The organism is Nonomuraea sp. NPDC050227 (assembly GCF_044459705.1).
Lineage (GTDB): Bacteria > Actinomycetota > Actinomycetes > Streptosporangiales > Streptosporangiaceae > Nonomuraea.
Map to the genome: position 1 here is coordinate 369,342 of NZ_JBITJF010000006.1, position 25,227 is coordinate 394,568.

At 72.8% G+C, this 25,227-nt stretch carries 27 protein-coding genes; 15 read left to right on the forward strand and 12 right to left on the reverse strand.

The features are described 5' to 3' along the window. Window positions 1-11 precede the first annotated feature (11 nt). Together ACIBK9_RS25230 and ACIBK9_RS25235 are read right to left on the reverse strand one after the other, a co-directional pair. Window positions 12-1,187 carry an amidase gene (locus ACIBK9_RS25230; RefSeq protein WP_397161516.1) on the reverse strand — a complete coding sequence of 392 codons (1,176 nt, stop codon included), beginning with the start codon at window positions 1,185-1,187 and terminating at the stop codon, window positions 12-14. Window positions 1,188-1,299: 112 nt separating this feature from the next. Next, window positions 1,300-2,175, reverse strand: a complete 876-nt coding sequence (locus tag ACIBK9_RS25235; protein WP_352322122.1) for a LysR family transcriptional regulator — start codon at window positions 2,173-2,175, stop codon at window positions 1,300-1,302. Between the two features lie 117 nt (window positions 2,176-2,292). On the opposite strand from ACIBK9_RS25235, the gene ACIBK9_RS25240 reads away from it, so the two are divergent. Genes ACIBK9_RS25240 through ACIBK9_RS25255 form a run of 4 tightly spaced genes read left to right on the forward strand, consistent with a single transcriptional unit; the run spans window position 2,293 to window position 6,516 of the window. After that, a complete protein-coding gene (locus tag ACIBK9_RS25240; RefSeq protein WP_397161517.1) occupies window positions 2,293-3,855 on the forward strand; it encodes an amidohydrolase in 1,563 nt (520 codons plus the stop codon). 14 nt (window positions 3,856-3,869) lie between these two features. Continuing rightward, on the forward strand, window positions 3,870-4,832 hold the full coding sequence (locus tag ACIBK9_RS25245; RefSeq protein ID WP_397161518.1) for an ABC transporter substrate-binding protein: 963 nt from the start codon (window positions 3,870-3,872) through the stop codon (window positions 4,830-4,832). Between the two features lie 2 nt (window positions 4,833-4,834). Beyond that, a complete protein-coding gene (locus tag ACIBK9_RS25250) occupies window positions 4,835-5,743 on the forward strand; it encodes an amino acid ABC transporter permease (RefSeq protein WP_352322116.1) in 909 nt (302 codons plus the stop codon). Between the two features lie 29 nt (window positions 5,744-5,772). After that, window positions 5,773-6,516: an amino acid ABC transporter ATP-binding protein gene (locus ACIBK9_RS25255; protein ID WP_358301108.1), complete on the forward strand. Its 744-nt coding sequence runs from the start codon at window positions 5,773-5,775 to the stop codon at window positions 6,514-6,516. A gap of 60 nt (window positions 6,517-6,576) precedes the next feature. Here the strand turns inward: ACIBK9_RS25255 and ACIBK9_RS25260 are convergent, their stop codons facing one another. From ACIBK9_RS25260 to ACIBK9_RS25270, 3 genes are all read right to left on the reverse strand, one after another. Then, window positions 6,577-7,848 (reverse strand): hypothetical protein, encoded by a 1,272-nt coding sequence (locus ACIBK9_RS25260; protein ID WP_397161519.1) that lies wholly within the window; start codon window positions 7,846-7,848, stop codon window positions 6,577-6,579. 79 nt (window positions 7,849-7,927) lie between these two features. Next, window positions 7,928-8,551, reverse strand: coding sequence for a hypothetical protein (locus ACIBK9_RS25265; protein WP_397161520.1), 624 nt, complete (start codon window positions 8,549-8,551; stop codon window positions 7,928-7,930). A gap of 25 nt (window positions 8,552-8,576) precedes the next feature. Next, complete coding sequence (locus ACIBK9_RS25270) at window positions 8,577-9,362, reverse strand: hypothetical protein (RefSeq protein WP_397161521.1); 786 nt, start codon at window positions 9,360-9,362, stop codon at window positions 8,577-8,579. A gap of 296 nt (window positions 9,363-9,658) precedes the next feature. Between ACIBK9_RS25270 and ACIBK9_RS25275 the strand changes: the two genes are divergently transcribed. From ACIBK9_RS25275 to ACIBK9_RS25285, 3 genes are read left to right on the forward strand one after another with little or no spacing between them, the layout of a single operon-like run. Continuing rightward, the gene (locus tag ACIBK9_RS25275) at window positions 9,659-11,269 is read left to right on the forward strand and encodes a PP2C family protein-serine/threonine phosphatase (protein WP_397161522.1); all 1,611 of its coding nucleotides are present in this window, start codon (window positions 9,659-9,661) and stop codon (window positions 11,267-11,269) included. Further along, window positions 11,266-12,369, forward strand: coding sequence for a B12-binding domain-containing protein (locus ACIBK9_RS25280; RefSeq protein ID WP_397161523.1), 1,104 nt, complete (start codon window positions 11,266-11,268; stop codon window positions 12,367-12,369). The genes ACIBK9_RS25275 and ACIBK9_RS25280 overlap by 4 nt, the downstream gene beginning before the upstream one ends. Then, a complete protein-coding gene (locus tag ACIBK9_RS25285) occupies window positions 12,366-12,734 on the forward strand; it encodes an STAS domain-containing protein (RefSeq protein WP_387652140.1) in 369 nt (122 codons plus the stop codon). The genes ACIBK9_RS25280 and ACIBK9_RS25285 overlap by 4 nt, the downstream gene beginning before the upstream one ends. Window positions 12,735-12,772: 38 nt before the next feature. Here ACIBK9_RS25285 and ACIBK9_RS25290 read toward each other — a convergent pair whose 3' ends face one another. Beyond that, window positions 12,773-13,243 carry an STAS domain-containing protein gene (locus ACIBK9_RS25290; RefSeq protein WP_397161524.1) on the reverse strand — a complete coding sequence of 157 codons (471 nt, stop codon included), beginning with the start codon at window positions 13,241-13,243 and terminating at the stop codon, window positions 12,773-12,775. Window positions 13,244-13,395: 152 nt separating this feature from the next. On the opposite strand from ACIBK9_RS25290, the gene ACIBK9_RS25295 reads away from it, so the two are divergent. Continuing rightward, window positions 13,396-14,397 (forward strand): lytic murein transglycosylase, encoded by a 1,002-nt coding sequence (locus ACIBK9_RS25295; RefSeq protein WP_397161525.1) that lies wholly within the window; start codon window positions 13,396-13,398, stop codon window positions 14,395-14,397. Window positions 14,398-14,418: 21 nt separating this feature from the next. Here the strand turns inward: ACIBK9_RS25295 and ACIBK9_RS25300 are convergent, their stop codons facing one another. After that, a complete protein-coding gene (locus tag ACIBK9_RS25300) occupies window positions 14,419-15,588 on the reverse strand; it encodes an FAD-dependent monooxygenase (RefSeq protein WP_397161526.1) in 1,170 nt (389 codons plus the stop codon). Between the two features lie 67 nt (window positions 15,589-15,655). Here ACIBK9_RS25300 and ACIBK9_RS25305 point away from each other — a divergent pair, with 67 nt between their 5' ends. Then, the gene (locus ACIBK9_RS25305; RefSeq protein ID WP_397161527.1) at window positions 15,656-16,225 is read left to right on the forward strand and encodes a TetR/AcrR family transcriptional regulator; all 570 of its coding nucleotides are present in this window, start codon (window positions 15,656-15,658) and stop codon (window positions 16,223-16,225) included. A 24-nt stretch (window positions 16,226-16,249) separates the two neighbouring features. Here ACIBK9_RS25305 and ACIBK9_RS25310 read toward each other — a convergent pair whose 3' ends face one another. Then, on the reverse strand, window positions 16,250-16,672 hold the full coding sequence (locus ACIBK9_RS25310; protein ID WP_397161528.1) for a hypothetical protein: 423 nt from the start codon (window positions 16,670-16,672) through the stop codon (window positions 16,250-16,252). A 243-nt stretch (window positions 16,673-16,915) separates the two neighbouring features. Here ACIBK9_RS25310 and ACIBK9_RS25315 point away from each other — a divergent pair, with 243 nt between their 5' ends. The 3 genes from ACIBK9_RS25315 to ACIBK9_RS25325 all read left to right on the forward strand — a co-directional run bounded on the left by ACIBK9_RS25315 (window position 16,916) and on the right by ACIBK9_RS25325 (window position 19,696). Next, window positions 16,916-17,488 carry an RICIN domain-containing protein gene (locus ACIBK9_RS25315; RefSeq protein ID WP_397161529.1) on the forward strand — a complete coding sequence of 191 codons (573 nt, stop codon included), beginning with the start codon at window positions 16,916-16,918 and terminating at the stop codon, window positions 17,486-17,488. 111 nt (window positions 17,489-17,599) lie between these two features. Continuing rightward, window positions 17,600-18,472, forward strand: a complete 873-nt coding sequence (sigJ, locus tag ACIBK9_RS25320; protein WP_397161530.1) for an RNA polymerase sigma factor SigJ — start codon at window positions 17,600-17,602, stop codon at window positions 18,470-18,472. A gap of 66 nt (window positions 18,473-18,538) precedes the next feature. Next, complete coding sequence (locus ACIBK9_RS25325) at window positions 18,539-19,696, forward strand: NAD(P)/FAD-dependent oxidoreductase (protein WP_397161531.1); 1,158 nt, start codon at window positions 18,539-18,541, stop codon at window positions 19,694-19,696. A 51-nt stretch (window positions 19,697-19,747) separates the two neighbouring features. Here the strand turns inward: ACIBK9_RS25325 and ACIBK9_RS25330 are convergent, their stop codons facing one another. Continuing rightward, window positions 19,748-20,446: a TetR/AcrR family transcriptional regulator gene (locus ACIBK9_RS25330; protein ID WP_397161532.1), complete on the reverse strand. Its 699-nt coding sequence runs from the start codon at window positions 20,444-20,446 to the stop codon at window positions 19,748-19,750. Window positions 20,447-20,505: 59 nt separating this feature from the next. Here ACIBK9_RS25330 and ACIBK9_RS25335 point away from each other — a divergent pair, with 59 nt between their 5' ends. Beyond that, window positions 20,506-21,474: an NAD(P)-dependent alcohol dehydrogenase gene (locus ACIBK9_RS25335; protein ID WP_397161533.1), complete on the forward strand. Its 969-nt coding sequence runs from the start codon at window positions 20,506-20,508 to the stop codon at window positions 21,472-21,474. On the opposite strand, the gene ACIBK9_RS25340 is transcribed toward ACIBK9_RS25335, so the two are convergent. Then, window positions 21,467-21,988 (reverse strand): NUDIX hydrolase, encoded by a 522-nt coding sequence (locus ACIBK9_RS25340; RefSeq protein WP_397161534.1) that lies wholly within the window; start codon window positions 21,986-21,988, stop codon window positions 21,467-21,469. The two genes, ACIBK9_RS25335 and ACIBK9_RS25340, sit on opposite strands and share 8 nt — an antisense overlap. 195 nt (window positions 21,989-22,183) lie before the next feature. Between ACIBK9_RS25340 and ACIBK9_RS25345 the strand changes: the two genes are divergently transcribed. Further along, window positions 22,184-22,948: an SDR family oxidoreductase gene (locus ACIBK9_RS25345; protein ID WP_397161535.1), complete on the forward strand. Its 765-nt coding sequence runs from the start codon at window positions 22,184-22,186 to the stop codon at window positions 22,946-22,948. A 41-nt stretch (window positions 22,949-22,989) separates the two neighbouring features. On the opposite strand, the gene ACIBK9_RS25350 is transcribed toward ACIBK9_RS25345, so the two are convergent. Next, window positions 22,990-24,153, reverse strand: coding sequence for an MFS transporter (locus ACIBK9_RS25350; RefSeq protein ID WP_397161536.1), 1,164 nt, complete (start codon window positions 24,151-24,153; stop codon window positions 22,990-22,992). Beyond that, window positions 24,150-24,614, reverse strand: a complete 465-nt coding sequence (locus ACIBK9_RS25355; RefSeq protein ID WP_397161537.1) for a GNAT family N-acetyltransferase — start codon at window positions 24,612-24,614, stop codon at window positions 24,150-24,152. The genes ACIBK9_RS25350 and ACIBK9_RS25355 overlap by 4 nt, the downstream gene beginning before the upstream one ends. 26 nt (window positions 24,615-24,640) lie before the next feature. Between ACIBK9_RS25355 and ACIBK9_RS25360 the strand changes: the two genes are divergently transcribed. Continuing rightward, window positions 24,641-25,168: a CGNR zinc finger domain-containing protein gene (locus ACIBK9_RS25360; RefSeq protein WP_358301036.1), complete on the forward strand. Its 528-nt coding sequence runs from the start codon at window positions 24,641-24,643 to the stop codon at window positions 25,166-25,168. The last annotated feature ends 59 nt before the right edge of the window (window positions 25,169-25,227 follow it).

The following is a 25,227-nucleotide window of genomic DNA, read 5'->3' on the forward strand; positions in this document are numbered from 1 at the left end:
ATCCCCGGGGGTCAGCGCGGCTCGGGGATCGTCCCGCCGCGGGCCTCCCTGCACATCCCCGCCCGCAGCACGGCGGCCTCGCTCGCGGCGACGAGCTGCAGGTCGCCGACGGCCAGGGCGGGCAGGCCGAGCGCCGACACCGTCGCGGTGATCCGGCCGACCTCGCCGCGCACCCGGGCCTCGTCGCAGCCGACCCGGGGCGCGGGGGCGCCGAGCGTCGGCATGACCAGCAGGTCGATGCCCTCGACGGCGGCCGCGAACGCGGTCCGCAGCGCTGCCAGCCGCTCGACGGCCCGCCGGTACTCCTCGTGGCCGACGCCGCCCGCGGCGGCCAGCTTGGCCCGTACCCCGGGGCTGTAGCGGGCGGCGCACTCGGGGAAGGTGCCCTCGTGCGTCCGGCGCGCCTGCGCGCCCACGATCGTCCAGTACGGTTCCAGCACCTCGGCGGGCAGGGCCACCTCGCGCAGCCGCGCGCCCAGCTCGGCGAAGTCCCCGGCCTGGTCGCAGCCCTCCGCGACGCCCACGACCAGCCCGGCCAGCGAGTCGGGCGGCTCGACGGCCTCGCCGGTCAGCGCCTGCCAGACGCGGGCGCAGTCGGCGACCGAGGCGGCCATCGGGCCGACCACGTCGAAGGACGGCGCGAGCGGCGCCACCCCGGCGGCGGGCACGGCCCCCGAGCGCGGACGCAGGCCCACCACGCCGCAGCAGGCCGCGGGCATGCGCACCGAGCCGCCGGTGTCGGTGCCGAGCCCGAACCGGGCGATCCCGGCGGCGAGCGCCGCGGCGGTGCCGCCGCTCGAACCGCCGGGGGTCAGGTGCGGGTGGCGCGGGTTGCCCACGTCGCCCCAGTGCGGGTTCTCGCTGGTCACGCCCCAGGCGAACTCGTGCTGGTTCGCCTTGCCGACCAGCAGCGCGCCGGCCGCGTCCAGCAGCTCGACGCAGCGAGCGTCGGCCAGGGCCGGTTCGGCGCCGTACAGGGCGGAGCCGCGGGTGGTGGGCAGGCCGGCCACGTCGATCATGTCCTTGACGACGTACGTCCAGTTCCGCAGGGGGCCGTCCGGCGTGCGGCGGTCGTCGCGCCCGAGGCGGTCGAGGACGGGCTCGGGGCCGGCCTCGATGAGGATGTGGTGCCCGCTGTGGAGGCGGATGGCCTCGGCGGACTGGGCGATCGCCGCCTCGCGTTCCACGGTGGAAGATCTCCTTAGCCTTGCGCGGGCACGGCGACGCCAGGTGGCCGCGGCCCGGGGGGATGATCCGGCACATGCTGGCAGATGGGCCCCGGCCGCGTCGAGAGGCGGTTCAGACGGTCAGCTCGTCCAGCAGCCACTGCAGGCGGGCGGTCTCGCGATCGGGGTGGACCAGCGTGAAGATGCTGCGGCTGATGTTGAGCCACGGCACGTCGACCACCACGACGTCCTCGCCGTGGCCGCGCAGTGCGAGGTCGGGGATGAGGGCGGCGCCGACGCCGGCGCCGATCAGCGACAGGGTGATCTTGAAGTCGTCGGAGTGGCAGACCACCCGCGGGTGCAGGCTCCAGTGGGCGAACAGGGCCTCGAACAGGGTGGCGTCGCTGCTGGCCGGATGGTGCATGATCCACGGCAGGTCCACGAGCTGCTCGGCCCGGTACGGCGACAGGTCCGGCCAGAGCCTGGGCAGGACGAGCCGGTACCGGTCCTCGGCGATCCACCGCCTGGTCAGCACCGACGGCCACGACAGCCCGGTGTTGCCGACCTGGTAGACCACCGCGGCGTCCATCTCGCCGCCGCTGCCCAGACGGGCGATGAGCTGCGACGACTCGGCGACCGACAGCCGGATCCCGGCCCGGTCCTCCGGCTCCATCCGCCGCATGACGTCGGCCAGCACGCCGGTGAAGCTGGGGAACAGCCCGAGCCGGATCTGCGGCTCGCTGTTGCGGTGCACCGCCTGGACGGTGGCCACCATGCGCTCGATGTCGGCCAGCACGGTCTCGGCCTGCCTGGCCAGCACCTCCGCCGCGCTGGTCGGCAGCACGCTGTGGGCGAAGCGGTCGAACAGCCGCACGCCGGTCTCCCGTTCCAGCGCGGCCATCTGCTGGGAGACGGCCGAGGAGGTGTAACCGAGCCGGTTCGCCGCCGCCGCGAACGACCCCAGCCGCACGACCTCACGCAGTGTGCGCAGATGTTCTGGCTTGAGCATAAGCGTTCCTTGCCCTCAGCGCTGCTAAATGTCGTGTTTATATCGCTTCCTACTTCTTTCCACCACTTCTACAGTGAGCCGCACCACCCCACCCGAAACCCCTGAGAGATCCATGACATGCGCGTATACCGCAACGCCACCATTCGCACCGGCACCAACGGCGCCCCCGCCGCCCAGGCCATGGCCGTGGACGGCGAGCTGATCGTCGCCGTCGGAACCGAGGCCGACGTGCGCGCGGCGGCGGGCCCGGGAGCCGAGCTGGTGGACCTCGACGGCGCCGCCGTGCTGCCCGGCCTGTACGACGCCCACATCCACACGGCCCAGTACGCCCAGAGCCTCGGCGCGGTCGACCTGCGCGACGTGCGCTCCCTGGACGAGGCCCTGGCCAAGGTGGCCGCGCACGCGGCGACCCTGCGACCGGGCGCCTGGCTGTTCGGCGGCCGGTGGAACAGCAACATCTGGAACCCGCCGGTCCAGCCCGACCGCAAGGCCCTCGACTCGGTCTGCCCCGACCTGCCGGTGGCGCTGCCCAACGTCGACGGCCACACCGTCTGGGCCAACTCCGCCGCCCTGCGGATGGCCGGGATCGACGCCTCCACCCCCGACCCGGTCGGCGGCGAGATCGTCAGGGACGCGTACGGGGAGCCCACCGGCATCCTGCGCGAGTCCGCCTCCTACCCGCTGCGCGCCCTCATGGTCTCCGGCGACCTGCGCGACCTGCTGCGCGCCGGCCAGGAGGAGCTGCTGTCGTTCGGGCTGACCAGCGTGCACGACATCGACGGCGAGGACTGCCGGGCCGCCTACCTGGAGCTGCGCGACGCCGGCGAGCTGAAGATCCGCGTGCACAAGGCGATCCCCACGGTCGCCCTGGAGGCCGCCATCGCCGAGGGCCGCCGTACCGGCCAGGGCGACGACTGGGTCCGCACCGGGCCGGTCAAGGTGTTCAGCGACGGCGCGCTCGGCTCGCACACCTGCCACATGCACCAGGCGTTCGCCGGTGAGCACGACAACACCGGCATCGCGGTCACCCCGTACGAAGACCTCGTACGGATCTTCAGCAAGGCGGCGGCGGCCGGCATCGCGGTCGCCACGCACGCCATCGGCGACCGCGCCAACCGGCTGGTCCTCGACGCCTACGAGGCGATCGGGACCACCGCCGGCCTGCGGCACCGCATCGAGCACGCCCAGCACCTGCGCCCCCAGGACCTGACCAGGATGGCCAGGCTGGGCGTCGTCGCCTCGATGCAGCCGGTGCACTGCACCACCGACATCGCCCTGGTGGACTCGCTGCTCGCCGGCCACGACCTGGCCTCCTACGCCTGGCGAGGCATGCTCAACGCCGGGGTCGCGCTGGCCTTCGGCTCCGACGCGCCGGTGGAGAGCCCCGACCCGTGGGCCGCGCTGTACGCCGCGGTCACCCGTACCCGGCAGGACGGCACGCCCGTCGGCGGCTGGCAGCCCGAGCAGCGGCTGAGCATGGCCGAGGCGATCACCGCGCACACCCTCGGCGCCGCGTACGCGGCCGGCGAGCAGGACCGCAAGGGCGTGCTCGCGCCCGGCATGCTCGCCGACTTCATCGCCGTGGACACCGACCCGTACCTGGAGCCGCCGGAGGCGGTGCTGCGCACCCAGGTCCTCACCACCGTCGTCGGCGGCGAAGTCCGCTGGCAGCGATCCTGAAGGAGCACCCCCTCGTGAACATCCGCACTCTCTCCGCCCTCGCCGCCGGCGCGCTGCTGGCCGCCACCACCGCCTGCGGCGCCCAGTCCCTGGACGGCGGCGGCGACGCCGCGGCCCCCGCGGACGGCGGCGCGGCGGCGGTCACGCTCGACCAGGCCCCCACCGAGGAGAAGGCGGCCGACGTGATCAACGCCATCACCCCGGACCAGGCTCTCGCCGCCAAGGCGCCCGCCCGCCTGAAGACGCAGGGCCTGAAGGTCGTCACGTCCGTCGGCTACCCGCCCATGGAGCTGTACGCGAGCGACGGCAAGACGGCGATCGGCTTCGACCCGGCGCTGGCCAGGGCCATCGCCAGGAAGCTCGGCGCCAAGGTGACCATCTCCGACGAGGAGTTCAACTCCCAGATCCCCGGCGTGCTCACCGGCCGTTACGACTTCGTCATCTCCTCGATGAGCGACACGCCGGACCGGCAGAAGCAGGTCACGTTCGTGGACTACGTGCAGGCCGGCGCCGGTCTGCTGGTCAAGAAGGGCAACCCGGCCAAGATCGGCGGCCCGGCCGACCTGTGCGGCAAGACGGTGTCCGTCGTCGACAACGGCTCGTCCATGGAGCTGGCCGAGGGGTACGACGCCGACTGCAAGAAGGCCGGCAAGACGGCCGTGAACATCCTGAAGTTCCCCGGCGACCAGGAGGCCCTGATCCAGGTCACCGGCGGGCGGGCGCAGGCCACCATCACCGACTACGTGGTGGCCGCCAGCAAGGCCGCCGACTCCAAACTGGAGGTCGAGGCGATGGCCCTGGAGGGCACCGAGAGCCCGTGGGGCATCGGCATGAAGCCCGACGACAAGGAGCTCGTCGACGCGGTGAAGGGCGCGCTCGACTCCCTCATCACCGGCGGCGAGTACGCCAAGCTGCTGAAGGCGTGGAACCTGGACAAGCTGGCCGTCCAGTCCGCTGTCGTCAACGGCGGTAAGTGACCATGCGCACGGAACCCTTCACCGGGCCGTCCGGGGAGCACGTCCCGGTCGCCAGGACGCGCCACTGGGGCCGCCTGCTGGCCGCGGCCGTCGTGACCGCGATCGCCGGCTGGCTGGTCTACCTGGTCGTGGTGAACCCGCGCCTCGACTGGGGCAAGGTCGCCGAATACCTGTTCAACGACCGCATCCTGGCCGGGGTCTGGGTCACCATCGAGATCTCGGTGCTGGCGACCGTGCTGGGGCTGGTGCTCGGCGTCGCCGTGGCGATCATGCGGCTGTCGCACAACCCGGTGCTCAGCGGGCTGGCCACGCTCTACATCTGGTTCTTCCGCGGCACGCCGGTGCTGGTGCAGCTCATCTTCTGGTACAACCTGGCGTTCCTGTTCCCCGAGCTGGTGCTCAAGGTGCCGTTCACCATGATCGGCGTCAAGTGGGACACCAACGAGGTGATGACCGGGTTCACCTCGGCCATGCTGGGGCTCGGGCTGAACCTGGCGGCGTACTTCGCCGAGACCGTGCGGGCCGGGATCCAGGCCGTCGACCACGGCCAGACCGAGGCCGCGTACGCGCTGGGCATGACCCCGGCCAAGCGCATGCGCGTGATCGTGCTGCCGCAGGCGCTGCGGATCATCATCCCGCCCACCGGCAACGAGTTCATCTCCATGCTGAAGACCACCTCGCTGGTCTACGTGGTGGCCGGGCACGACCTGATGACCAACGCCAGCCAGATCTACAAGGCCAACAACCTGATCATGGAGCTGCTCATCGTGGCGAGCCTGTGGTACATGCTGATGACCGCCGTCGCGACCTTCCTCCAGGGCCGCCTGGAACGCCGGTTCGGCTCCGAGGCCGTACGGCTGGTCCGCGGCGGCGGCCTGGCGGCCCGGATCCTGCCGAAGGCGGCGGCGTGAGCCCCGTCGTGCACGCCACGGGCGTGCGCATGGGCTTCGGCGACACGCAGGTGCTCAACGGCGTCGACTTCACCGTCGCGCCGGGCGAGGTGAGCTGCGTGATCGGGCCGTCCGGATCGGGCAAGTCGACCTTCCTGCGCTGCGTCAACGGGCTGGAGCCGGTGCTCGGCGGCAGCCTGCGGGTGCTCGGCGAGGAGGTCGGGCACAGCCTGCGCGAGGGCCGCTACCGGCCGTGGACGCCCAAGGAGTTCGCCGTCTTCCGCCGCCGGATCGGCATGGTGTTCCAGCGGTTCAACCTGTTCGCCCACCAGAGCGCCCTGGAGAACGTGGCCTGCGCCCCCGTCCACGTCCTCGGGGTCTCGGCGGAGCGGGCCAGGGCGACCGCGATGGAGCACCTGGAGCGCGTCGGCCTGGCCGCGCACGCGCACAAGCGGCCCCACCAGCTCTCCGGCGGCCAGCAGCAGCGGGTCGCCATCGCCAGGGCGCTGGCGATGAGCCCGGAGCTGATGCTGTTCGACGAGCCCACCTCCGCGCTCGACCCCGAGCTGGTGGACGAGGTGCTGGAGGTCATGCGCGGCCTGGCCGCCGACGGCATGACGATGGTCGTGGTCACCCACGAGATCGCCTTCGCCAGGGAGGTCGGCGACCGGCTGGCCTTCTTCGCCGACGGGGTCGTGGTCGAGAGCGGCCCCCCGGCCGAGCTGCTGGCCAACCCGGGACACGAGCGGACCAGGGCGTTCCTGTCCAGCGTCCTGACCCAGGACCGCACCTGACGCGAGGGGGCTCCGCCCGCCGGAGCCCCCTCCCCCCTTCTGGCACGCGCTGAACCCCTTCTAGCGCGGGCTGAAGCGCAGGAAACCGGCCGTCTGCGTCACGAGGACGAGCAGCGAACCGGCGATCAACGCCAGCCACAGGCCCCGCAGCCCCCACGCCCCCGCCGCCGGACCCGCCACGGACGCCAGCAGGCCATTCCCCAGGACCGCCGACCCCAGCGTCCAGGACGACCGCCTGAGCGCCGTCAGCCCGGCCGACATCACGATCGCGCAGTGGTCGGCCAGGGCGTGCACCACCGACAACGGCACCAGGCCGACGGCGACGGCGAGCACGGCGGCGTCCGAGGTGAACAGCCCGAGCACCGCCTCCCCCAGCAGGACCAGCACCAGCCCGCCGGCCAGCACTCCGGCGGCGGCGATCGTCAGGGCCGCCCGGTTCAGCCGGCGGGCCTCGCCCGGCAGGGCCGCCCTGGCGATCTCCGGCGTCGCGGCCTGCGCGACCGCGACGGCGGCCAGCCCGAGGAATCCGTGCAGCGACAGCAGGATGGCGTGCGCGGCCGCCCCCTGTGCCCCGGTCCGCGCGGCGGCGTACGTCACCCCGCCCATGACCGCGAACTTCACGACGAGCGTGGCCGACATCGGGACGCCCACCCGCGCCATCCGCAGGATCTCCCGCCACCGCGGGCGGCCCGGCCACGACGACCGCCCGGCCAGCTCGGGCAGGCGCAGCAGCAGCGTGTTGGACACGGCGACGGCCACGGCGGTGGACGCCACCAGCGCCACCCCGCTGCCCTGAACGCCCATCCGCGGCACCAGGACGAGATGCAGCACCACCCCGGTGGCCGTGCTCGACAGGCCGGCCCAGAGCACCAGGCGGCCGCGCCCGAGCGCGACCAGCACGCCGCCGGCGCCGCTGCCCGCCGAGTACAGCAGCACCTGGAGCGCCAGCAGCGGCGGCAACGCCCCGAACTCGGCCACCACCTCGCCGGGCGCCCCGCCGATCCGCGCGATCACCGGGACGCCGAGCATGACCCCCGCGCCGGCCGTGCCGAGACCGGCGGTGAGCCACCGGGCGTCCTTCAGGACGAGCAGCGCCTCCGTCGGACGATCCCGGCAGGCGGCGACGAATGGCGCCATCCCCCGCAGGCCACCCGACACCGCGGCCGTCACGGGGGTGAGCACGGCGTTGACCAGCGCGAAGGCCGCCAGTTGGGCCGTGGCCTGGCGGCCGAGGAGGGAGGTGGTGACGAGCTGGGCGACGATCCCGGCGCTCATGGACAGGAAGAGCGGGACGGCCGCGGCGAACAGCGTGCGATGAGGTGTGGAGGGCATGAAAAGCAAGATCCCGGGGGCGCCTGCCCGCCGGGATGCATGATCATTATACCGGTGCGCCACCCGTCGTGTCCGCCCCTCAGCCGCCCCCGGGGCGGCCGGGCTTGAGTGGACGTCCGGAACGGGGGTCCAGGACGACCGTCTGCCGGCCCCGCCTCCCCCGGTCGTCCAGGCGTACATGTGCGGGGTCGAGCCAGGTCACCCGGGGCAGGCCGTCGTCGTGCTCGGTGGTGAACCGATCCGTCAAGGGCCATTCGCGCGTCAGCAGGCCGTCGTTCCTGCGGACCACGAGCCTCCAGTCCGGGACGATCCAGTCGTCGGACAGCACCCGCACCTCCAGCCCGCTGCCGTCAGGGCCGGGGATCCTGGCATGCACCCGCATGCCGGTCACGAGACCGACCAGCCCGGCCGTCGCCCAGATCATCACGAGCGCGACGACGGGCGCGCGCGGCCCGCCGCCGAAGGCGAGCGCCCCGGAGACGACGACCAGGCTCGCCGCCAGCGTCCCCAGCAGGACCGGCCGGTCGAGCAGCACGTAGTGCCCGAGGCCGCCGACCAGCGCGCCGGCCACCGCGACCGCCGCCAGGACCAGCAGGCCCGCGGCCACCCGCGCGCGGGACCGCGAAGTCGCGGCGGCACCCGGCTCCGGATCGTCGTCCATGTCCATCGAGGTTCTCCGCTGCTCGGCCGGTTCAGCGTTCATCGAGGTTCTCCGCTGCTCGGCCGGTTCAGCCGAACCTGACCTCCAGCCTGATCCGCTGGTTGGTCCCGCTCTGCTCGAAGTCGGCGGTGACCTGCGGGGCGAAGGCGGCGGAGCCGGTCAGCTTGACCTGGAGCGGGTAGACCTTGCCGCCGGTGGCCGAGCGGTAGGTCGCGGTGATGCGGTACCGGCCCAGGGGCACGTCGACCACCGCCCAGCCGCTGTCCGTGTAGACCGGCGTGCGGCCGGAGACGACCTTGCCGTCGCTGCCGTCGATCAGCGGGCCGACCGGGGTCATCGTCAGCCGGACGTTCTGCTGGTCGACGTCCTCCGGAAGGTTGTCGAACCAGAGGTTCGTGGCGACCAGGCCGCCGTAGTAGCGGCCGTCGGCGCCGGGCCGCCTGCCGGTGACGCGCCAGGTGAAGTTCCGCACCCCGCCGGCGCTCGCCCGGACGGAACCGGTCGAGGACGGCTCCAGGTCGAAGGTGTACTGCCGGCCGTGGAACTGCCGCGTCACCGAGGCGCTGACCAGCCAGGACGACGGCTCGCGCGGCAGTTGCGCGCGGTAGAGGCCGTTGCCGTCGCTGTGCAGCACGATGTCGCTGTTGTAGTAACGCCGGTCCTTCACCACGACCTTGGCGCCCTCCACCGGCCGCCCGGCCGAGTTCACCACCTTGCCGCGCACCACGTACGCCGCCGCGCCGACGGTCGCGTCCGCCGCGTCGGCGGGGCCCGGCGCGCACCCGAGCACCGCCGCCAGGACGAGCGTCGCCCCCGTCCTGCCCAGAACCGACCGGGTCCTCGTCTCGCCCATCTTCTCCCCGTCCGCCGAGTGCGTTCTGCTGACCGGTCAGACCCTGGCCGCGGCTCCTTGGAAACGACTGGAAACCGCTGGAGACGGCCGGTCGGGGGCGCTCGGCCGGGCCGTCCGCGGCTGGGGCGGTGGGCGAGCCTCGGCTACAGTGGAGAGAAGAAGGTGCACAAGCAACCATGATTCAGGGAGGCAGGGCCCGTCGCGGCGGGCTCGTTGTTTTGAGAGGTCTGACGAGCAGTCTGGGGCAGGACGAGACCGGGGCCGTGTGGCGTGGCGCCCCCTACCCGGTTCTGGTGGTGGACATCGCAGGTGTCATCGCCCAGGCCAACGACGCGGCGCTGCGGCTGCTGCCCGGGGCGGTCCCCGGCGCGGCGCTGGCGGACAGCGCTCCCGCCTGGCTCTCCCACGCCCACGCCGCCGCAACCCCTCTCCCTGACGTCACTCCCTCCGACACCGTTCTTCCTGACACTGTTCTTCCCGACGCCGTTCTTCCCGAGGGTGTGCGCGGTTCCATCGGGGCGGCCACGTTCGAGGCGCGTCCGGTCCGCGACGGCGACGCGATCGCCTGGTGGCTGGCCGACACCACCGACCTCGACCGCGCCACCGAGGCCCTGCGCCTCGAACGCGAGCGGACGTCGTTCCTCGACAAGGCCTCCAGCGAGCTGCTGTCCTCGCTCAACCTCGACCGCTGCCTGGAGGTGACCGCCCGGCTGGCCGCCCGCCACCTGGCCGACGCCGCGCTGGTCATCCTGCCGCCCTACCGGCGCCGGCACCCCATCGCGTACTGCGGGCCGGACGGCGTGGTCGTCCGCGAGGAGCTGGCCGTCGATCCCGAGGCCGTGCCGGGTCTCGCCGAGGCGCTGCAGGGCTACCCGCCGCTGCCCTCCCGCTGGATCGACCCCGCCGCCGCCCCCGGCTGGCTGGCCCGCGACGGGCTCGACGAGATCGGCTCGATGGTGGTGACCGCGCTGCCCGGTCACGGCGTCCCGGCCGGGGCGCTCGTGCTGCTGCGCGGCAGCGGCCAGGCCGGCTTCTCCGACGGCGAGGAGGTCTTCGCGCGGCTGTTCGCGGCCCGCGCGGGGGCCGCGATGTCCGCCGCCCGTCTGTACGCCGAGCAGGCCGACATCACCGAGACCCTCATGCGCGAGCTCCTGCCGCCCCGCGCGCGGAGCCTGCACGGCGTCGAGGTCGCCGCCCGCTACCGTCCCTCGGAGCACACCGCCCGCGTCGGCGGCGACTTCTACGACCTCCACCCGCCCGCCGAGGCCGGCCAGGAGTCGCTGGTGGTGCTCGGCGACGTGGCCGGCAAGGGCCTGGAGGCCGCCGTGCTCACCGGCAAGATCCGGCACACCCTGCAGGCCCTGCTGCCGATGGCCGGCGACCACCAGCGCGTGCTCGAACTGCTCAACGGCGTGCTCATCAAGGGCGGCGACCGCTCCCGCTTCGTCACGCTCGTCCTGGCCTCGATCCAGCGGGCCGGCAACCGCGTCCTGCTCCGGGTCACCAGCGCCGGGCACGCGCCGCCGCTCGTCGTGCGCGGTGACGGGCGCGTCGACGTGGCCAGCACCAAGGGCACCCTCATCGGCATGCTCGAACGCGTCACGAGCGTCACCGACACCGTGGTCCTCGAACCCGGCGAGACCTGCCTGCTCTACACCGACGGCATCACCGAGGCCATGGGCGGCCCGCTCGGCGACGAGATGTTCGGCGACGAGCGACTGCAGGAGGAGTTGCGGCAGTGCGGCGGCATGCCGCCCGAGGCGATCACGGAACGTGTGGAGATGTTGTCGTCCCAGTGGGTAGGAGGTGGCGATCACGATGACATGGCCGTCATCGCCATCACCGCGCCGCGCGGGGCACATCTGAGCGCGGTGGGAGGACACGGACGGGGAAGGTTCACCGCATGACGCACGCAGACGGACTCTCCGCCTGGCGCGAAAAACTCTGGGACGCCGCTGTCGCGGGCGACGAGTACGCCGCCACGGACGCCGCGCTCGCCGCGCTCGACCAGGACATCTCGCTGGAAACCCTGCTGCTGGACGTGGTCGCCCCCGTACAGGCCCGCGTCGGCCAGGAGTGGGAGAGCAACCAGATCACCGTGGCGCAGGAGCACACCGCCACCGCCGTCAACGAGCGGGTGCTGGCCGCGCTCGCCCACCACCCCGCCGCCCGCGCCGCCGCCGCGAACGGCCCGGCACTCGGGCGCATCGCCGTCGCCTGCATCGACGGCGAGTGGCACGCCATGCCCGCCCGCATCCTGACCGAGGTGCTGCGGCTGCGCGGCTGGCGGGTCGACTACCTCGGCGCGCAGGTGCCGACGCCCCACCTCATCACCCACCTGCACCGCACGGCCTGCGACGTGGTCGCGCTGTCCAGCTCCATCCCCACCCGGCTGCCCGGCGCCCACGCCGCCATCACCGCCTGCCAGGCGACCGGCACGCCGGTGATGGCCGGCGGCGCCGCGTTCGGACCGGACGGCCTCTACGCCCGCCTCCTCGGCGCCGACGCCTGGGCCGCCGACGGCGCCGCCGCCGCAGACCGGCTCGCCGCCGGCCCGCTGCCCCGCCCCGTCGCCCCCCGCCAGGCCGTGGACGACCTGCCGCACCTGGACGACCAGGAGTACACCATGGTCAGCCGGTCGGCCCGGAGCCTGGTCAGGGACGTCATGGGCGGCCTGGAGGAACGCGTCCCGGCGATGGCGGACTACACGCCGCAGCAACGCAGGCACACCGCCGAGGACATCCTGCACATCGTCGACTTCCTGGCCACCGCGCTCTACGTGGACGACCCCGGGCTGTTCACCCGGTTCCTCACCTGGACGGCCGGCGTCCTGACCGCTCGGGGCGTCCCGGCGGGTACGCTGATGCCGGCGCTCGACCTGCTGGGCAGGCGGCTGGAGGACTTCCCGCGCGCCTCGGCCCTGATCACCCACGGGCGCGACGCCGTGCGCGCCGCGGCCTCCCCGCCCGACGTAACCCCGCTCCCCGGCCACGGAAAGATCGCATGACCGCCTTCGCCCCCGACCCGCTGACCCTCGTCCAGGCCACGCCCCGCCCGGGTGTGCTGCGCGTCGCCGTCACCGGCGACCTGGACTACAACACGGCGCGAGAGCTCCTGACCACAGCCCTCGCCGCGCTCGCCGACGGCGGTCTGACCGACCTGCACCTCGACTTCGACGGCCTGCACTTCTGCGACTCCAGCGGCCTGTCGGCGCTGCTGATGATCCACCAGCACGCCGTGACGGCCGGCACCCGGCTGCACCTGGAGCAGCGCCCGCGGGTGCTGGAACGGCTGCTGGACGTCAGCGGCACGTACGAGCACCTCACCGGCGCCCCGGCCGGCGTCACCCAGCACTCCTCCACCCAGGACTGACACCCGCCGCCCACGCGCTGAGATCCGGCCCGGCCGGTTCAGCCGGCCTCGGCCTGGTCGGCCGTGTCGCGCCTCGTGCGGCGCAGGATCGCCGCCCCGGCCACCGCGGCGGCCACCGTGTCGCCCATGGCGATGTGGTCGGCCAGCCCCGTGCGCCGCATCATGTTGGCGCAGATCGGCGGCGGCGCGGCCACCGCCAGATCGCCGCCGGCCTCACGCGCCTGCTGCCACAGCGCGATGACGACGGACAGCCCGGTGGAGTCGAAGAACTCGATGCCCCTGAGGTCGAGCACGACCATCGGCGCCGCGCTGTCGCCGTTCCCGCTGTTCCCGTCGTCGTGACCGCCGGCCACGACGCCGAGCGCCCATTGCCGGAACTCGGGTTTCTGCATGAAGTCGAGCTCCCCGCTCAACCCCATGACCAGGCACCCGTCCGCCTGTCTCGTCTCCGCCCGCAACCGGGGCCCTCGCCAGCTCTTCTCGTCTTCTCCGCCGTCGATGCCGCTCACCTCCCGGTGGTTCCTCTTCTACCCGGCCGATCCCCGGCCACGCCGCCGCCTTGGAAGAAGCGTACGCATCCCAGGTGCCGAGTGCCGCCCACCGGAGCGATACGGGACGAGATGTCCGGTATAAAGCCGTGAGGCAGGTAGGTTGGCCGACCATGGACGACCTCCGACGCCCGTTCCGCGCCCGCCCGCCGCAGCCCCGCACCGGCCGGGGCCGTACCCTCGCCTGTCTCCTGCTGGTGAGCGCGGCAGTCGCCGGGACGGGCGGATGCGGCGCCACTGCCACGACCGCCGCCCCCTCTTCCACCCCCTCCTCGGCCTCCGTCCCTTCCTCGGCCTCCGCGAAGGCGACGGACGCCGTCCCGTCGGCGACGGCGAGCGCCGGCGCCTCCTCCGGCCAGGCGCTCCCCGCCCCCGGCGCGCCGCTCCCGACCGACCCCGCCCGCCTGGCGACGGCCCTCCGCGACACGACCACGGCCCTGAACGCGGCCATCGACCGCTGGTGCCCCTCGACGGGCGCCCCGCCGCGGGACGTCGAACTTCTGGCCCTCTACCAGCAGCGCCTCTACCGGCACGCCGCCCGTCACCGCGCCCTGGCCGACCGCGCCTTCGCCCGCCTGCCCGCCGCACTCGCCGCCCAGGCCAAGGACAACGTCAGCGCCCTGCGCGAACTGCTCGCCCTGACCCGGCCCATCAAGCCGTCCGCCGTGTTCAAGGTCCAGGCGGCCCGCCCGGCCGCGGAACTGCTCGGCCACTTCAAGCGGGCCGAGCGCCGCTTCGGGGTGGAATGGGAGGTGCTGGCGTCGGTGATGTTCGTCGAGACCAAGTTCGGACGGGTCCGCGCCGACAGCCACGCCGGAGCCCAGGGCCCCATGCAGTTCATGCCGGCGACCTGGCGCGCGTACGGGCTGGGCGGCGACGTCCAGAACCCCCGCGACGCCGTCATGGGCGCGGCCAACTACCTCCACGCCAGCGGCGCGCCCCGCGACTACCGGCGGGCCCTGCACGCCTACAACCCGTCCCAGGCGTACGTGGACGCCGTCCTCCTGCACGCCCGGCAGATGCGCCGCGACCCGCGCGCGTACTACGCGTACTACAACTGGCAGGTCTTCGTCCTCACCACAGCAGGCGAACGCCGCCTGACCGGCCCGAAGTGACCCCGCCCCCGACCGCCTGCGCTACCGGACCGGGCTGTAGTCCGGCAAGGGGCGGGCGGTCCTGGCCTGGAGGCGGCGTTCCACCGCTCCCATGGCCTTCAGCAGCGGGAGGCGGACCAAGGTGTCCCGGACGCATCGGCCGCCCTCGGTTCTCGGCACCATGAGCCGGACGTTCGGGCCGATCTGCTGCTTCCTGGCCACCAGCGGACGATGGACGGCCTCGTACCGCGCGAAGGCGACCCGGTGATCGCCACCGGCGGCGGCGAGCTCCCCCGCCAGCCGGTACGCCCCCACCAGGGCCAGCTCCGCGCCCGCCCCGGAAGCCGGAGAGGCGCACCAGGCGGCGTCGCCGACGAGCACGACGCGGCCCTTCGACCACGAGTCCATGTGCACCTGGCCCAGCGCGTCGAAGTAGAAGTCGGGGTCGGCCAGGGCCGAGTCGAGCAGCTCCCGGGTACGCCAGGACGTCTCGTCCCCGAACGTCCGGCTCACCAGCCGCTTGTGCTCGGCGACGTCCCGGTGGTCGTAGTCCAGCGGCGCCGAACGGAAGATGAAGTACGCCTTGGCCTGCGCGTGGTTGCCCGACCGGTAGACGCCGGCCATGCGGCCGGGCGTGTTGAACATCGTGACCCAGCGGTCCTCCCCGAGCGCGGCGTCGGCGTCGGCGAAGGCGAAGTAGTGGTCCTTGTGCCGGACGAACTCCGCCTCCGGCCCGAAGGCCAGCCGCCGCACGTGGGAGTGCATGCCGTCGGCGCCGACGACCAGGTCGAAGGTGCGGGCGGGCGCGTGTTCGAAGGCGACCCGCACCCCCTGTTCGTCCTGGTCCAGGCCGCTGATCGCGTCGCCGAACATGATCTCCACGTCGGTCGCCTCGCGCAGCAGGGCCACCAGGTCGCCGCGCATGATCTCCACCGAGCCGGGGTCGCGGGTGTCGACGCGCGCGACGGGCCGATCGCCGGCGTCCACGAACTTCATGCCGTGCACGTCCGTGGTCAGCGCGCGCGCCTGCGGCATGATGCCCATCCGCTCGGCCACCTCGACGGCGTGGTCGCGCAGGTCCACACCGTTGCCGCCGGCGCGCAGGCGCGGGGCGCGCTCGACGACGGTGGGCCGGAAGCCCAGCCGGGCCAGCCAGTGAGCCAGGGCCAGCCCGGCGATGCCGGCGCCGGAGATCAGGATGCGCTCGTTCACTGAGGCTCCTCGGGGTACAGTAACTGAAATAAGCGTTCCAGTTAACTATGTGGAATGAGCATTTCAGTTGTCAACACCCACCGAGCCCAAGCGCCGTGCCGACGCCGTGCGCAACCGCCGACTCGCCCTCGACGCCGCCATGACACTGCTGGCCGAACCCGGCGCGACGCTCACCGTCGAGGCCATCGCCAAGCAGGCGGGGCTGGGGGCCGCGACCGTCGTACGCGCCTTCGGCGGCAAGGACGCCCTGCTGGACGCCGCCGTCTCCCGCCTGCTCGAACCGGTCGTCCAGCGCGCCCGCGCCCTGCTCGCCGAGACCACGGCCCACCAGGCCCTGCAGACCTTCCTCCGTGAGCTGATCGCGTTCCAGACCGCCCACCACGCCGTCAACGACCAGCTGGACGGCCTGGACCTGCCGGCCACCACCGCCCTGCGCGCCGGGCTGGCCGCCGCCGTCGAGGAGATGATCGAGGGGGCGCGGCGCGAGGGCGCGATCCGCACCGACATCGAACCCGCCGTCGTCACGACGCTTCTCGGCCGGACCGCCCTGGCCGTCGCCCGCGCCCAGCCCCCTTCACAGGCCCTCGCCGACGCCTACCTCACCGTGCTGCTGGACGGCCTGCGCCCCACCAGGTGACCGCTCGGCCCGCCTGCCGCATCACTACTTGACGCAGTATTCGATCTTCGCGGCGGCCATCGTGATATTGACGACCCGCTTGCCCAGCCACTTGTCCTGGAAATCGCAGAAGTAATCCCAGGTGCCATCGCTGTAGTCGATGTAACCGGACCAGCCGCCGGGCTCCAGCTTGTAACCCTTGGAATTGAGCGAGTGGTCACCGCTGCAGTTGTTGCTCCAGCGGCCGATGGTGCCGTCCGACTTCCAGTACTTGTAGACCAGGTAGCTCGACTGGCACCAGGCCGACGCCGACGCGGCGGCCGGGCCGGGAGTGGCCACGATCGTCAGAGCCGCGCAGGTGGCGGCCGCCGCGGCGAGCAGTTTCCTCGTCCGCTGTCCCGTTCCGAACAATTCTCGTCCTCTCCGGCCGTGCGGAACCACGGCGACACGAATGTTCAGCGATTTCACCGGGCCCTGTTCGCCCCGATGACGGAGAGCCTGCCCCACTGGAAACCCGGCCCACAATGCCTTTTAGCCCAGGCTAAAAGGGCCGCCGCCTGCCCCCGGAGCCCCACTTGACTGGCGATTCATTGAATACGCCTTGACCCGGACCGAGATAAGCTTGAGCACCACCTCTGCGGACAAGAGCAGTGAGGGGGAATCGAAATGCCGAATCCCAGGACATTCCTCAACGCGATCGCCGCGGCATTCTTGGCATTCGCCGTTCAACCGCCCGCTCCCGCCGACGCGGACAGCAGTCGCGACCGAGGCCCCGACACCTGGATCACCAACCCGATCACCGGCGGACAGCTCTTCGTCGACATCCCCAACACCTGTCGCTACAACTTCGAGAACCCTGATTGTGTCCTCGGCTCACGCGTTCGGCTGGGCGCCCGGGTCGGCGGAAACTACCACTCCTTCTTCTTCGAGAGCCCGCCCGGCGGCGGCAGCGGTGACCTGATCAAATGGACCAACCTGAACGGCACGAAATGCCTCGACGTCGCCAACGACGGCAGGGGCAACGGCACACCCGTGGTCCTGTGGGGCTGCCACGGAGGCCCCAACCAGCAGTGGGTGACGCAGGCGTTCTACAAGGGCCCGCACAAGGGCTTCAAGATTCTGGTGAACGTCAGCAGCGGCAAGTGCCTCGACGTCGAGAACGGGGCCTACCCCGACTGGCCGCGCCCCGACGCCCCGCTCCAGATATGGGACTGCTTCCATCCCACCGACCTGCGAAAGGCGGCCAACCGCGTCAACCAGGTCTGGGAGTACCGGCGGAGGTGACACCAAGCCGCGGCCGGCCCCCCGCCGCCTGCCCCTGGTCGCGGCCCAGGTCGCAGCAGGACCCTAGAATCGGCGGTCGAACACTGATCCGGGAAGGGCTGGGGGCGGAGGGTGGAGCCGAGCGGTGCGCCGGCCGAGGCCGACTGGCGGTCGCATCGCTCCGCCGTGTTCGGGGCGGCCTACCGGATCCTCGGCAGCGTGGCCGAGGCCGAGGACGTGACGCAGGAGGTCTGGTTGCGTGCCGCCGCGGCCGACCTGTCCGGCGTGCGTGACCTGCGGGCCTGGCTGGTGACCGTGGCCGCCCGCGCGTCCTACAGCGTGCTCGGGTCGGCGCGGGTCCGGCGGGAGTCCTACGTCGGTCCCTGGCTCCCCGAACCGCTGCTGACCGTGCCCGACGCCGCCGCTCAGGTGCTCGTGGACGAGTCGGTGAGCACCGCGATGCTGGTGGTCATGGAGACGCTCACCCCGGCCGAGCGCGTCGCGCTGGTGCTGCACGACGTCTTCGACTTCCCGTTCGCCCGGATCGCCGAGGTGCTCGGCGGCACGCCCGCCGCGGGCCGCAAGCTCGCCTCCCGGGCGCGGGCGCGGGTCGCCGCGGTCAAGGAGCGGCCCAGGGCGTCAAGGGCCGAGACCGAACGCCTGCTCAGGGCGTTCAAGGCGGCCGCCGACGCGGGGAACATCGCTGAGCTGGTCGAGCTGCTGCACCCCGAGGCCGTCTACGTCGCCGACGGCGGCGGCAAGGTGACCGCCGCGCGCAGGCCGGTCCACGGCGCCGGGACGATCGCCCTGCTGGCGGTCCGGCAGATCGAGATCAGGCGTCCCGACGCGTTCCGGATCGTCGAGGTCAACGGGCAGCCGGCCCTGGCGACCTACCGCGGCGGCGAACTGGTCTGGCTCGACACCGTGGAGATCGCCGACGGACGGATCACGACGTTGCGCAGACTGGCCAATCCCGAGAAGTTTCCCCACATCGGTCACATCTGAGCCCGCTGTCCTGTCTCCCTGCCGCCCCCGGAATCACCAGGGGCGAGGCTGAGAGAGGACGACACAATGGCACACGTTGTGATCATCGGTGGCGGTTTCGCGGGCGTGTGGAGCGCGGCGGGCGCGGCCCTGGCACGCGAGCGGGCGGGCGGCGCCGCGGGCCTGCGCATCACGCTCATCGCCCCGAACGAGCACCTGGTGCTGCGGCCACGCCTGTACGAGCCGGAGCCGGACCTGGCCAAGGTGGAGCTGCGCAGGATCCTCGGGCCGATCGGCGTCAGGCACCTGCGCGCCTCGGTGAGCACGATCGACACCGGCCGCCGCACGGTGGTGGCCGACGGCAGGGAGATCGGCTACGACCGCCTGGTGCTGGCGGCCGGCAGCCGGCTGGTACGGCCCCGCGACCTGCCCGGCGCGGAACGGCTCTTCGACATCGACACCCTCGACGGGGCCCGGCGGCTCACCGGCTTCCTGCGTGACCGGGAGGACTTCACGGCCGTGGTCGTCGGCGCCGGGTTCACCGGTCTGGAGGCCGCGACCGCGCTGGCCGTCCGCGGCCGGGTGCTGGTGGTGGACCGGTCGCCGGTGGTCGCGCACCAGCTCGGCCCCGGCCCGCGTCCGGAGATCGAGGCGGCACTGGACGAGCTGGGCGTCGAACGCCGTCTCGGGACGACGGTGACCGAGGTCGGCGCAGGGTACGCCGTCCTGTCCGACGGCACCGAGGTCGAGGCGGACGCGGTGGTCTGGTCGGTCGGCATGCGGGCCAGCGAACTCACCCGGCAGATCTCCGACGAGCTCGACCACCTCGGCCGGATCCCGGTGGACCGGTGGCTGCGCGCGCTCCCCGGGGTGTTCGCCGCCGGGGACACCGCGGCGGCGGCCTTCGACGCCGAGCACCCGGTCATGCAGGCGTGCCAGCACGCCACCCCGCTCGGCAAGGTCGCCGGGCACAACGCGGCGGCCGACCTGCTCGGCGTGCCGCCGCGCGACTTCACCCCCGGCCCGTACGTCACCTGCCTGGACCTGGGCGACGCCGGCGGGATCTTCACCCGCGGCTGGGACCGCAGGGTGATGGCCTCGGGCGCCGCCGGCAAGGACATCAAGGTACGGATCAACCAGGCGATCCACCCGCCGGTCGACGACGCGGAGAAGATCCTCGCCGCCGCCGACCGCGTGCGCATCGAGCTGCCCTTCTTCCCGCGCGACGAGGAGATCGCCGGCTGACCCCCTGCCCTCCACCACGAGCGGCCGGGGTCGTCCTGCCGGGTGTCGGCGTCAACGGCCGCTCCGCGCGTTCGCCGGCCTCGCCGCCGAGTGGGCCGTACCGGACGACGTCGGGGCCATGTGGCCGAGCGTGAGGGGCGGCGGGGGCGGCAGGGGCTCGGCGTGGTCGGCGCGGAAGGACTGCAGCAGATACGCCACCAGCCGCCGCGACGCCGCCGCCGCCCCCTCCCCGGCGCCGGCGACGATGCCGCAGTTGGCCCTCAACAGCAGCGCCAGGTCCGCGGAGGCGAAATCGGCCCGCAGCCGCCCGGCGGCCTTGGCCCGCCGTACCACCTCCGCGAAGCCTCGCTCGGCCCGCTCCCGGGTGCGCTCGTAGTCGACCGCGTCGGGGAACGCGGTGAGGAAGGCGTCGGTGAACCCGCGGTCGGCGACCTGCATCGCGCACACCTTCTCGATCGCCCCGCAGAACCCGTGCCAGGGATCCGGGTCGGCCAGCGCCTCGTCCACGACCGACGCGCACGCCGCCAGGTCGTCCGCGAACACCTCGGTGATCAGGGACTCGCGTGACGGGAAACGCCGGTAGAGGGTGGCCACGCCGACCCCGGCGCGCCGCGCGATCGCCACCATCGGCACGTCCAGGCCGCGCCTGGCGAACGTCTCCCGCGCGGCCTCCAGGATGCGCGCCCGATTGTGCCGCGCGTCGGCCCGCATTTCCCTGGCGGGCGCCAACTGAGAGCGAGGAATGGGCATCTTTCTCACATTAGCCTAAATGGAGAGCCCCGTCCGTTTAGCGGGCTAGCGTCGTCCACATGGAGACGAACGAGATGCGCGCGGCCCTGTTCGACCGGTACGGACCGCCGGAGGTCCTGTACGTGGGCACGGTGCCGAAGCCGGTCCCCGCCCCCGGAGAGGTGCTGGTGCGGGTGCGCGCCGTCAGCGTGAACGGCGGCGAGGTGCACGGCCGGACGGGGCGGCTGCGCCTGGTGACCGGGCTGATGCAGCGGGGCTTCCCGAAACGGGTCGGGATCGACCTCACCGGCGAGATCGTCGCCCTGGGGGCCGGGGTGACCGGCCCCCGGGTCGGCGACCGGGTGTGGGGCACGCTGGGCCGCACGTTCGGAAGCGCCGCCGAGTACGTGGCGATCCACCCCCGCCGCCTGTCCCCGGCCCCGGCGTCCGTCGACCTGGTGGCGGCCGCGGCGCTTCCGGCGGGCACGACGGCCATCACGGCGCTGCGCGACCAGGCCCGGCTCAGGCCGGGCGACCGGCTGCTCGTCCGCGGCGGCAGCGGTGGGGTGGGCGCTGTCGCGGTGCAGCTCGGCAGGGTGCTCGGCGCCCACGTCACCGCCCTCGCCGGGGCACGCAACCTCGACCTCGTCCGCGACCTCGGCGCGCACGAGGCGTATGACTACGCCACCGTCGGCCCGGCGGATCTGGGCAGGTTCGACGTGATCCTGGACACTGCCGGCACCGAGCACGCCGCTTTTCGCCGCCTGCTGACACCGTCCGGCCGCATGGTGGCGATCGCCTTCGATCCGCGCAGGATCGCGGGGTCCGTGGCGTACATCGCCGCCTCGGCCGTCCACGGCCGGCGGCGCGTGCGCTTCTTCAGCGGCAACCCCACCACCCGGCTCCTCACCGACCTCGCCCGGTACGTGGACGGCGGCGCCATCCGCCCGGTCGTGGACACGGTCTTCCCGCTCGACGACATCGCCGCGGCGCACCGGACGTTGGAGGCGGGCGGCGTACGCGGCAAGGTCGTCGTGCGCATCACCTGAGAGCCGTACCGGCCCCTGCCTCTTCCAGAGCGCGGAAGGAGATCCGGGTCGCGGCCAGGTCGGGATCGCGGACGTGCTTCTTCGCCTCGGACTCCGGAACCACCCGCCGGTGCCGCACCTCGAACTCCGGCGCCCACTCCCCGAGCCGGACCTCCGCACGCCAGTAGGAGCGGACGAGGACCAGGCCGAGCTCGCGCCCGCGCACGCATTCGCTGCGGGCATACCCGAGCAGCCGGCTGCCGATGACCGTGACGCACGCTTCTTCGAGCATCTCCCGGCGCAGGGTCTCCTCGATCGTCTCCGTTCCTTCGGGCCGCCCGGCGGGGAAACCCCAGTGCTCACCATCATGGCTGATGAGGACCAGCTCATCGGCGGCCGTCACGCAGATGCCGGCGGCTCCGTGAGACCTGCCTTCCGGCGGGTCGTCGGCCGGGTGCCAGGACACCTGCCAGTCCTGGCCGTTCGAACGCACGGGCATCCGCTCCCCGTCACGGGCAGGGACGACAGCTGCCATAGGACTCTCCCCGGACACGTCTGATCGCTCCAGACATTCAAGACGACATGCGGGTCACTCGGCAGCCCGTTTTCCAGCGGCCTCCCGCCCGGTGACGCACACCACACGGGCACAGCGTCACAGGATCCCGGGGAGCGGAGTCTCCATGGACAACGCGGACACATCACCCGCCCAGCACGAAAGGAAACCCCACCCATGAACGAGCACACGTCACAGCCGAAGGTGGCCCTGATCACCGGCGCGAACAAGGGGATCGGCCGCGCGGTCGCCGAACTGCTGGCCGCGCAGAAGGTGACCGTCCTGGTCGGCGCCCGTGACGCGCGCCGCGGCGAGGAGACCGCGGCGGCGATCCGCGCCACGGGAGGCGACGCGCACGCGCTCGAACTGGACGTCACCGCTCCCTCCACCGCCCAGGCCGCCGCCTCCTGGATCGACGACCGCTTCGGCCGTCTGGACGTGCTGGTCAACAACGCCGGTATCACCGGATCGGGCCAGGCCGCGCCCCAGGACGCCCTCGACCGCGTCCCCAGCGCCGTGGACGTGGAGCTGGTCCGCGAGGTGTTCGAGACCAACGTCCTCGGAGTGATCAACGTGACCAACGCGGTGCTCCCGCTGCTGCGGCGATCCCCCGCCGCCCGGATCGTCAACCTCTCCAGCCACGCCGCTTCGCTGGCGCTGACCGCCGAGGTCGACGGGCCCTTGTCGGGGCTGCCGTCAGCGGCCTACTCGCCGTCCAAGGCCGCGCTGAACGCGCTGACCCTGCAGTACGCGAACGAGCTGCGCAAGGAGAACATCCTGGTCAACGCCGCCGCCCCTGGTTACGTCGACACCGACATCAACGGCCACAGCGGCTTCCTCACCCCGGCGCAGGGCGCGGCCGTGGTGGTGCGCCTGGCCACCCTCGGCCAGGACGGCCCGACCGGCGGATTCTTCAGCGAGGACGGCCCACTGCCCTGGTGACGATCCGGCAAGAGGATACGGCCGACGACCGTCCGAACTGGTCACAGCCGGGCGGTCGTCGCCATGGTGACAGCGGTCAGCGCGGCGAGCAGGGCCCAGGCGGGCGCGAAGCTGCCGGTCAGGTCCGTGAGCAGGCCGAGCGCGGGCGGCGCCAGGACGACCGCCACCTGGTTGACGGCCATGGCCAGGCCGAGGGCGAATCCGGTGTGGTCCGGCGGCGCCGATTCGGCGGCGTAGGCGACCCAGGGGCCGTACCAGCCGATTCCGAAGAAACCGAGCCAGACGAACAGCAGGCAGGCCGCGACAGGGGATCGGCCGACGGGGGTGGCCAGCAGCGTCATCCCGATGATCACGGCGGCCAGGCAGGTCAGGACGCAGGCGTAGCGGCCGGACCTGTGCCGGTCGCTCCACGCCGCCAGGCAGACGCGGCCCAGCGCGCCCGCGCACTGGACCGCGACGTAGACCAGGGCCGCCGAGGCGGCGTCCATGGTCGTCACCTCGTGCAGGTACAGCACGGTGAGAACGCCCACGCCGCTGTGCACCGACACCATGCTGGTGCCGGACAGGACGATCTTCTTCAGGTACGGCTCGCGCAGCAGCTCCAGCCGCACGCGGGACGCGGCCGGCACCGGACGCCGGTCCGGCGGGCGGCGGTGGAAGGCCATGAAGACGACGGCGCCCGACAATGCGACGAGCGCGCCGGCCACGAGCGTCGACCGCCAGCCGAAGCTCGACGCCAGCGCGGGAAGCGCGAACGCGGCGAGGACGCCGCCGAGCGGAAGCCCCGCCTGACGGATGCCCATGGCCAAACCGCGCTTCGAAGCATCGAACCAGGACGCCACCGACTTACTGCCGCCCGGCTGAATGGCGCTGTACCCGGCGCCGACGACCAGCAGGACGACGAGCAAGGAGACGTACCCCGGAGCCGCGCTGCCGGCGGCCAGCGCGGCGGCGACCACGAGAGCGCCGATCCCGACGACCCAGCGTTCGTCGTGGCGGTCCAGCAGCCGTCCCGCCACGATCAGCCCGGCCAGCGGAAGCAGCTGAGCCGCCGACTGCAGCAGGCCCAGCTGGGTCGTGTTCAGCCTCAGGTCCCGTTGCAGGTGGACGCTCATCGCGCCGATGCCCTGCACGAAGAACGCGGCCGCGGCCTGCGTGAAGGTCGCGACCCCCAGAATGATCCAGCGGTATCGCGACGTCCTCACGGCTTCCAGCACAACAGCGGGTCGGGGTGGTCGGCGAAGCCGAGTCGCCGGTAGAGCGGTTCCGCCTCGCGGGAGGCGGTGAGATCGACCCGTACGGCGTCGCGGTCGCGGAACCAGTCGAGCAGACCGAGCATGATCGCCCGGCTGTGCCCACGCCGCCGGTACGACGGGTCGGTGACCATGCCGATGACGTGGCCGATCCTCCCGTTGCGGGAGTGGGGGCCGGGGAACCACTGTTCGATCGTGCCGATGCCGCAGGCGGCCAGGCCGGTGTCGCCGTCCACGACCAGGACCCGGCAGTCGGGTTCGGCCAGCTTCTGCCTGAGGACCCGGGCGAGCGCGTCGCGCCAGTCGTCATCGGCGTCCGCGGGGTGGAAGAAGTCGCCGCCGAGGTCGTCGAAGAGCAGCGCCCTCAGGCGGACGAGTTCCGGAACATCCTGCTCCGTTGCTGTTCGCGTCATGACGTACAGGCTGATGTAATGACCTTGTGCACCTCAACCCTTACGGCGCGGACGTGGTGAACTTCGCCGCGGAACTGGCGAACCGCCCACCGGCGAGCGCCGAGGAACTCGCCCACCGCTGCCGCACGGCCGGTTTGGTGCTGGAACGCCCGGTCGAACCGTCGGATCTCGACCAGACCCTCGCCGTCATCGCCGCCTGGACGAACGTCGTCGACGCCACGGGCGAGCGCGAGAAGGCCAAACTGGTCAACGAGATGCTGGCCCGGTCGGCCGCCTACCCCCGGCTGACCGACCACGCCCATGGCTGGCACCTGCACTATCGCGACGACCTGCAGCCGCTCGGCGCGGTGCTGTTCGCCCTCATCTCGGTCGGCACGGCGATGCACCTCGTCAGCCGGGGCATGGACCGGCTCGGGCGGTGTGCCGCCGCCGGTTGCGACACGATCTTCGCGGACACCTCACGCACGGCACGTCAGCGCTACTGCTCCCCCTCGTGCGCCAACAGAGACGCAGTACGCCGCCACCGCGCCCGTCACTCCACGCCTGCCGGCTGACTGCCCGGCAGGCGAGCGCAACCGCTGCTCCGGCGAGGGCCACCCGTCCACACGAGTGA

Bases quoted from the DNA above. Each gene is read 5' to 3' on its own strand.
- ACIBK9_RS25235 (WP_352322122.1), bottom strand. From the start codon at position 2,175: ATGCTCAAGCCAGAACATCTGCGCACACTGCGTGAGGTCGTGCGGCTG.
- ACIBK9_RS25240 (WP_397161517.1), top strand. From the start codon at position 2,293: ATGCGCGTATACCGCAACGCCACCATTCGCACCGGCACCAACGGCGCC.
- ACIBK9_RS25250 (WP_352322116.1), top strand. From the start codon at position 4,835: ATGCGCACGGAACCCTTCACCGGGCCGTCCGGGGAGCACGTCCCGGTC.
- ACIBK9_RS25255 (WP_358301108.1), top strand. From the start codon at position 5,773: ATGGGCTTCGGCGACACGCAGGTGCTCAACGGCGTCGACTTCACCGTC.
- ACIBK9_RS25260 (WP_397161519.1), bottom strand. From the start codon at position 7,848: ATGCCCTCCACACCTCATCGCACGCTGTTCGCCGCGGCCGTCCCGCTC.
- ACIBK9_RS25265 (WP_397161520.1), bottom strand. From the start codon at position 8,551: ATGAACGCTGAACCGGCCGAGCAGCGGAGAACCTCGATGGACATGGAC.
- ACIBK9_RS25270 (WP_397161521.1), bottom strand. From the start codon at position 9,362: ATGGGCGAGACGAGGACCCGGTCGGTTCTGGGCAGGACGGGGGCGACG.
- ACIBK9_RS25280 (WP_397161523.1), top strand. From the start codon at position 11,266: ATGACGCACGCAGACGGACTCTCCGCCTGGCGCGAAAAACTCTGGGAC.
- ACIBK9_RS25285 (WP_387652140.1), top strand. From the start codon at position 12,366: ATGACCGCCTTCGCCCCCGACCCGCTGACCCTCGTCCAGGCCACGCCC.
- ACIBK9_RS25295 (WP_397161525.1), top strand. From the start codon at position 13,396: ATGGACGACCTCCGACGCCCGTTCCGCGCCCGCCCGCCGCAGCCCCGC.
- ACIBK9_RS25325 (WP_397161531.1), top strand. From the start codon at position 18,539: ATGGCACACGTTGTGATCATCGGTGGCGGTTTCGCGGGCGTGTGGAGC.
- ACIBK9_RS25330 (WP_397161532.1), bottom strand. From the start codon at position 20,446: ATGCCCATTCCTCGCTCTCAGTTGGCGCCCGCCAGGGAAATGCGGGCC.
- ACIBK9_RS25335 (WP_397161533.1), top strand. From the start codon at position 20,506: ATGGAGACGAACGAGATGCGCGCGGCCCTGTTCGACCGGTACGGACCG.
- ACIBK9_RS25340 (WP_397161534.1), bottom strand. From the start codon at position 21,988: ATGGCAGCTGTCGTCCCTGCCCGTGACGGGGAGCGGATGCCCGTGCGT.
- ACIBK9_RS25345 (WP_397161535.1), top strand. From the start codon at position 22,184: ATGAACGAGCACACGTCACAGCCGAAGGTGGCCCTGATCACCGGCGCG.
- ACIBK9_RS25355 (WP_397161537.1), bottom strand. From the start codon at position 24,614: ATGACGCGAACAGCAACGGAGCAGGATGTTCCGGAACTCGTCCGCCTG.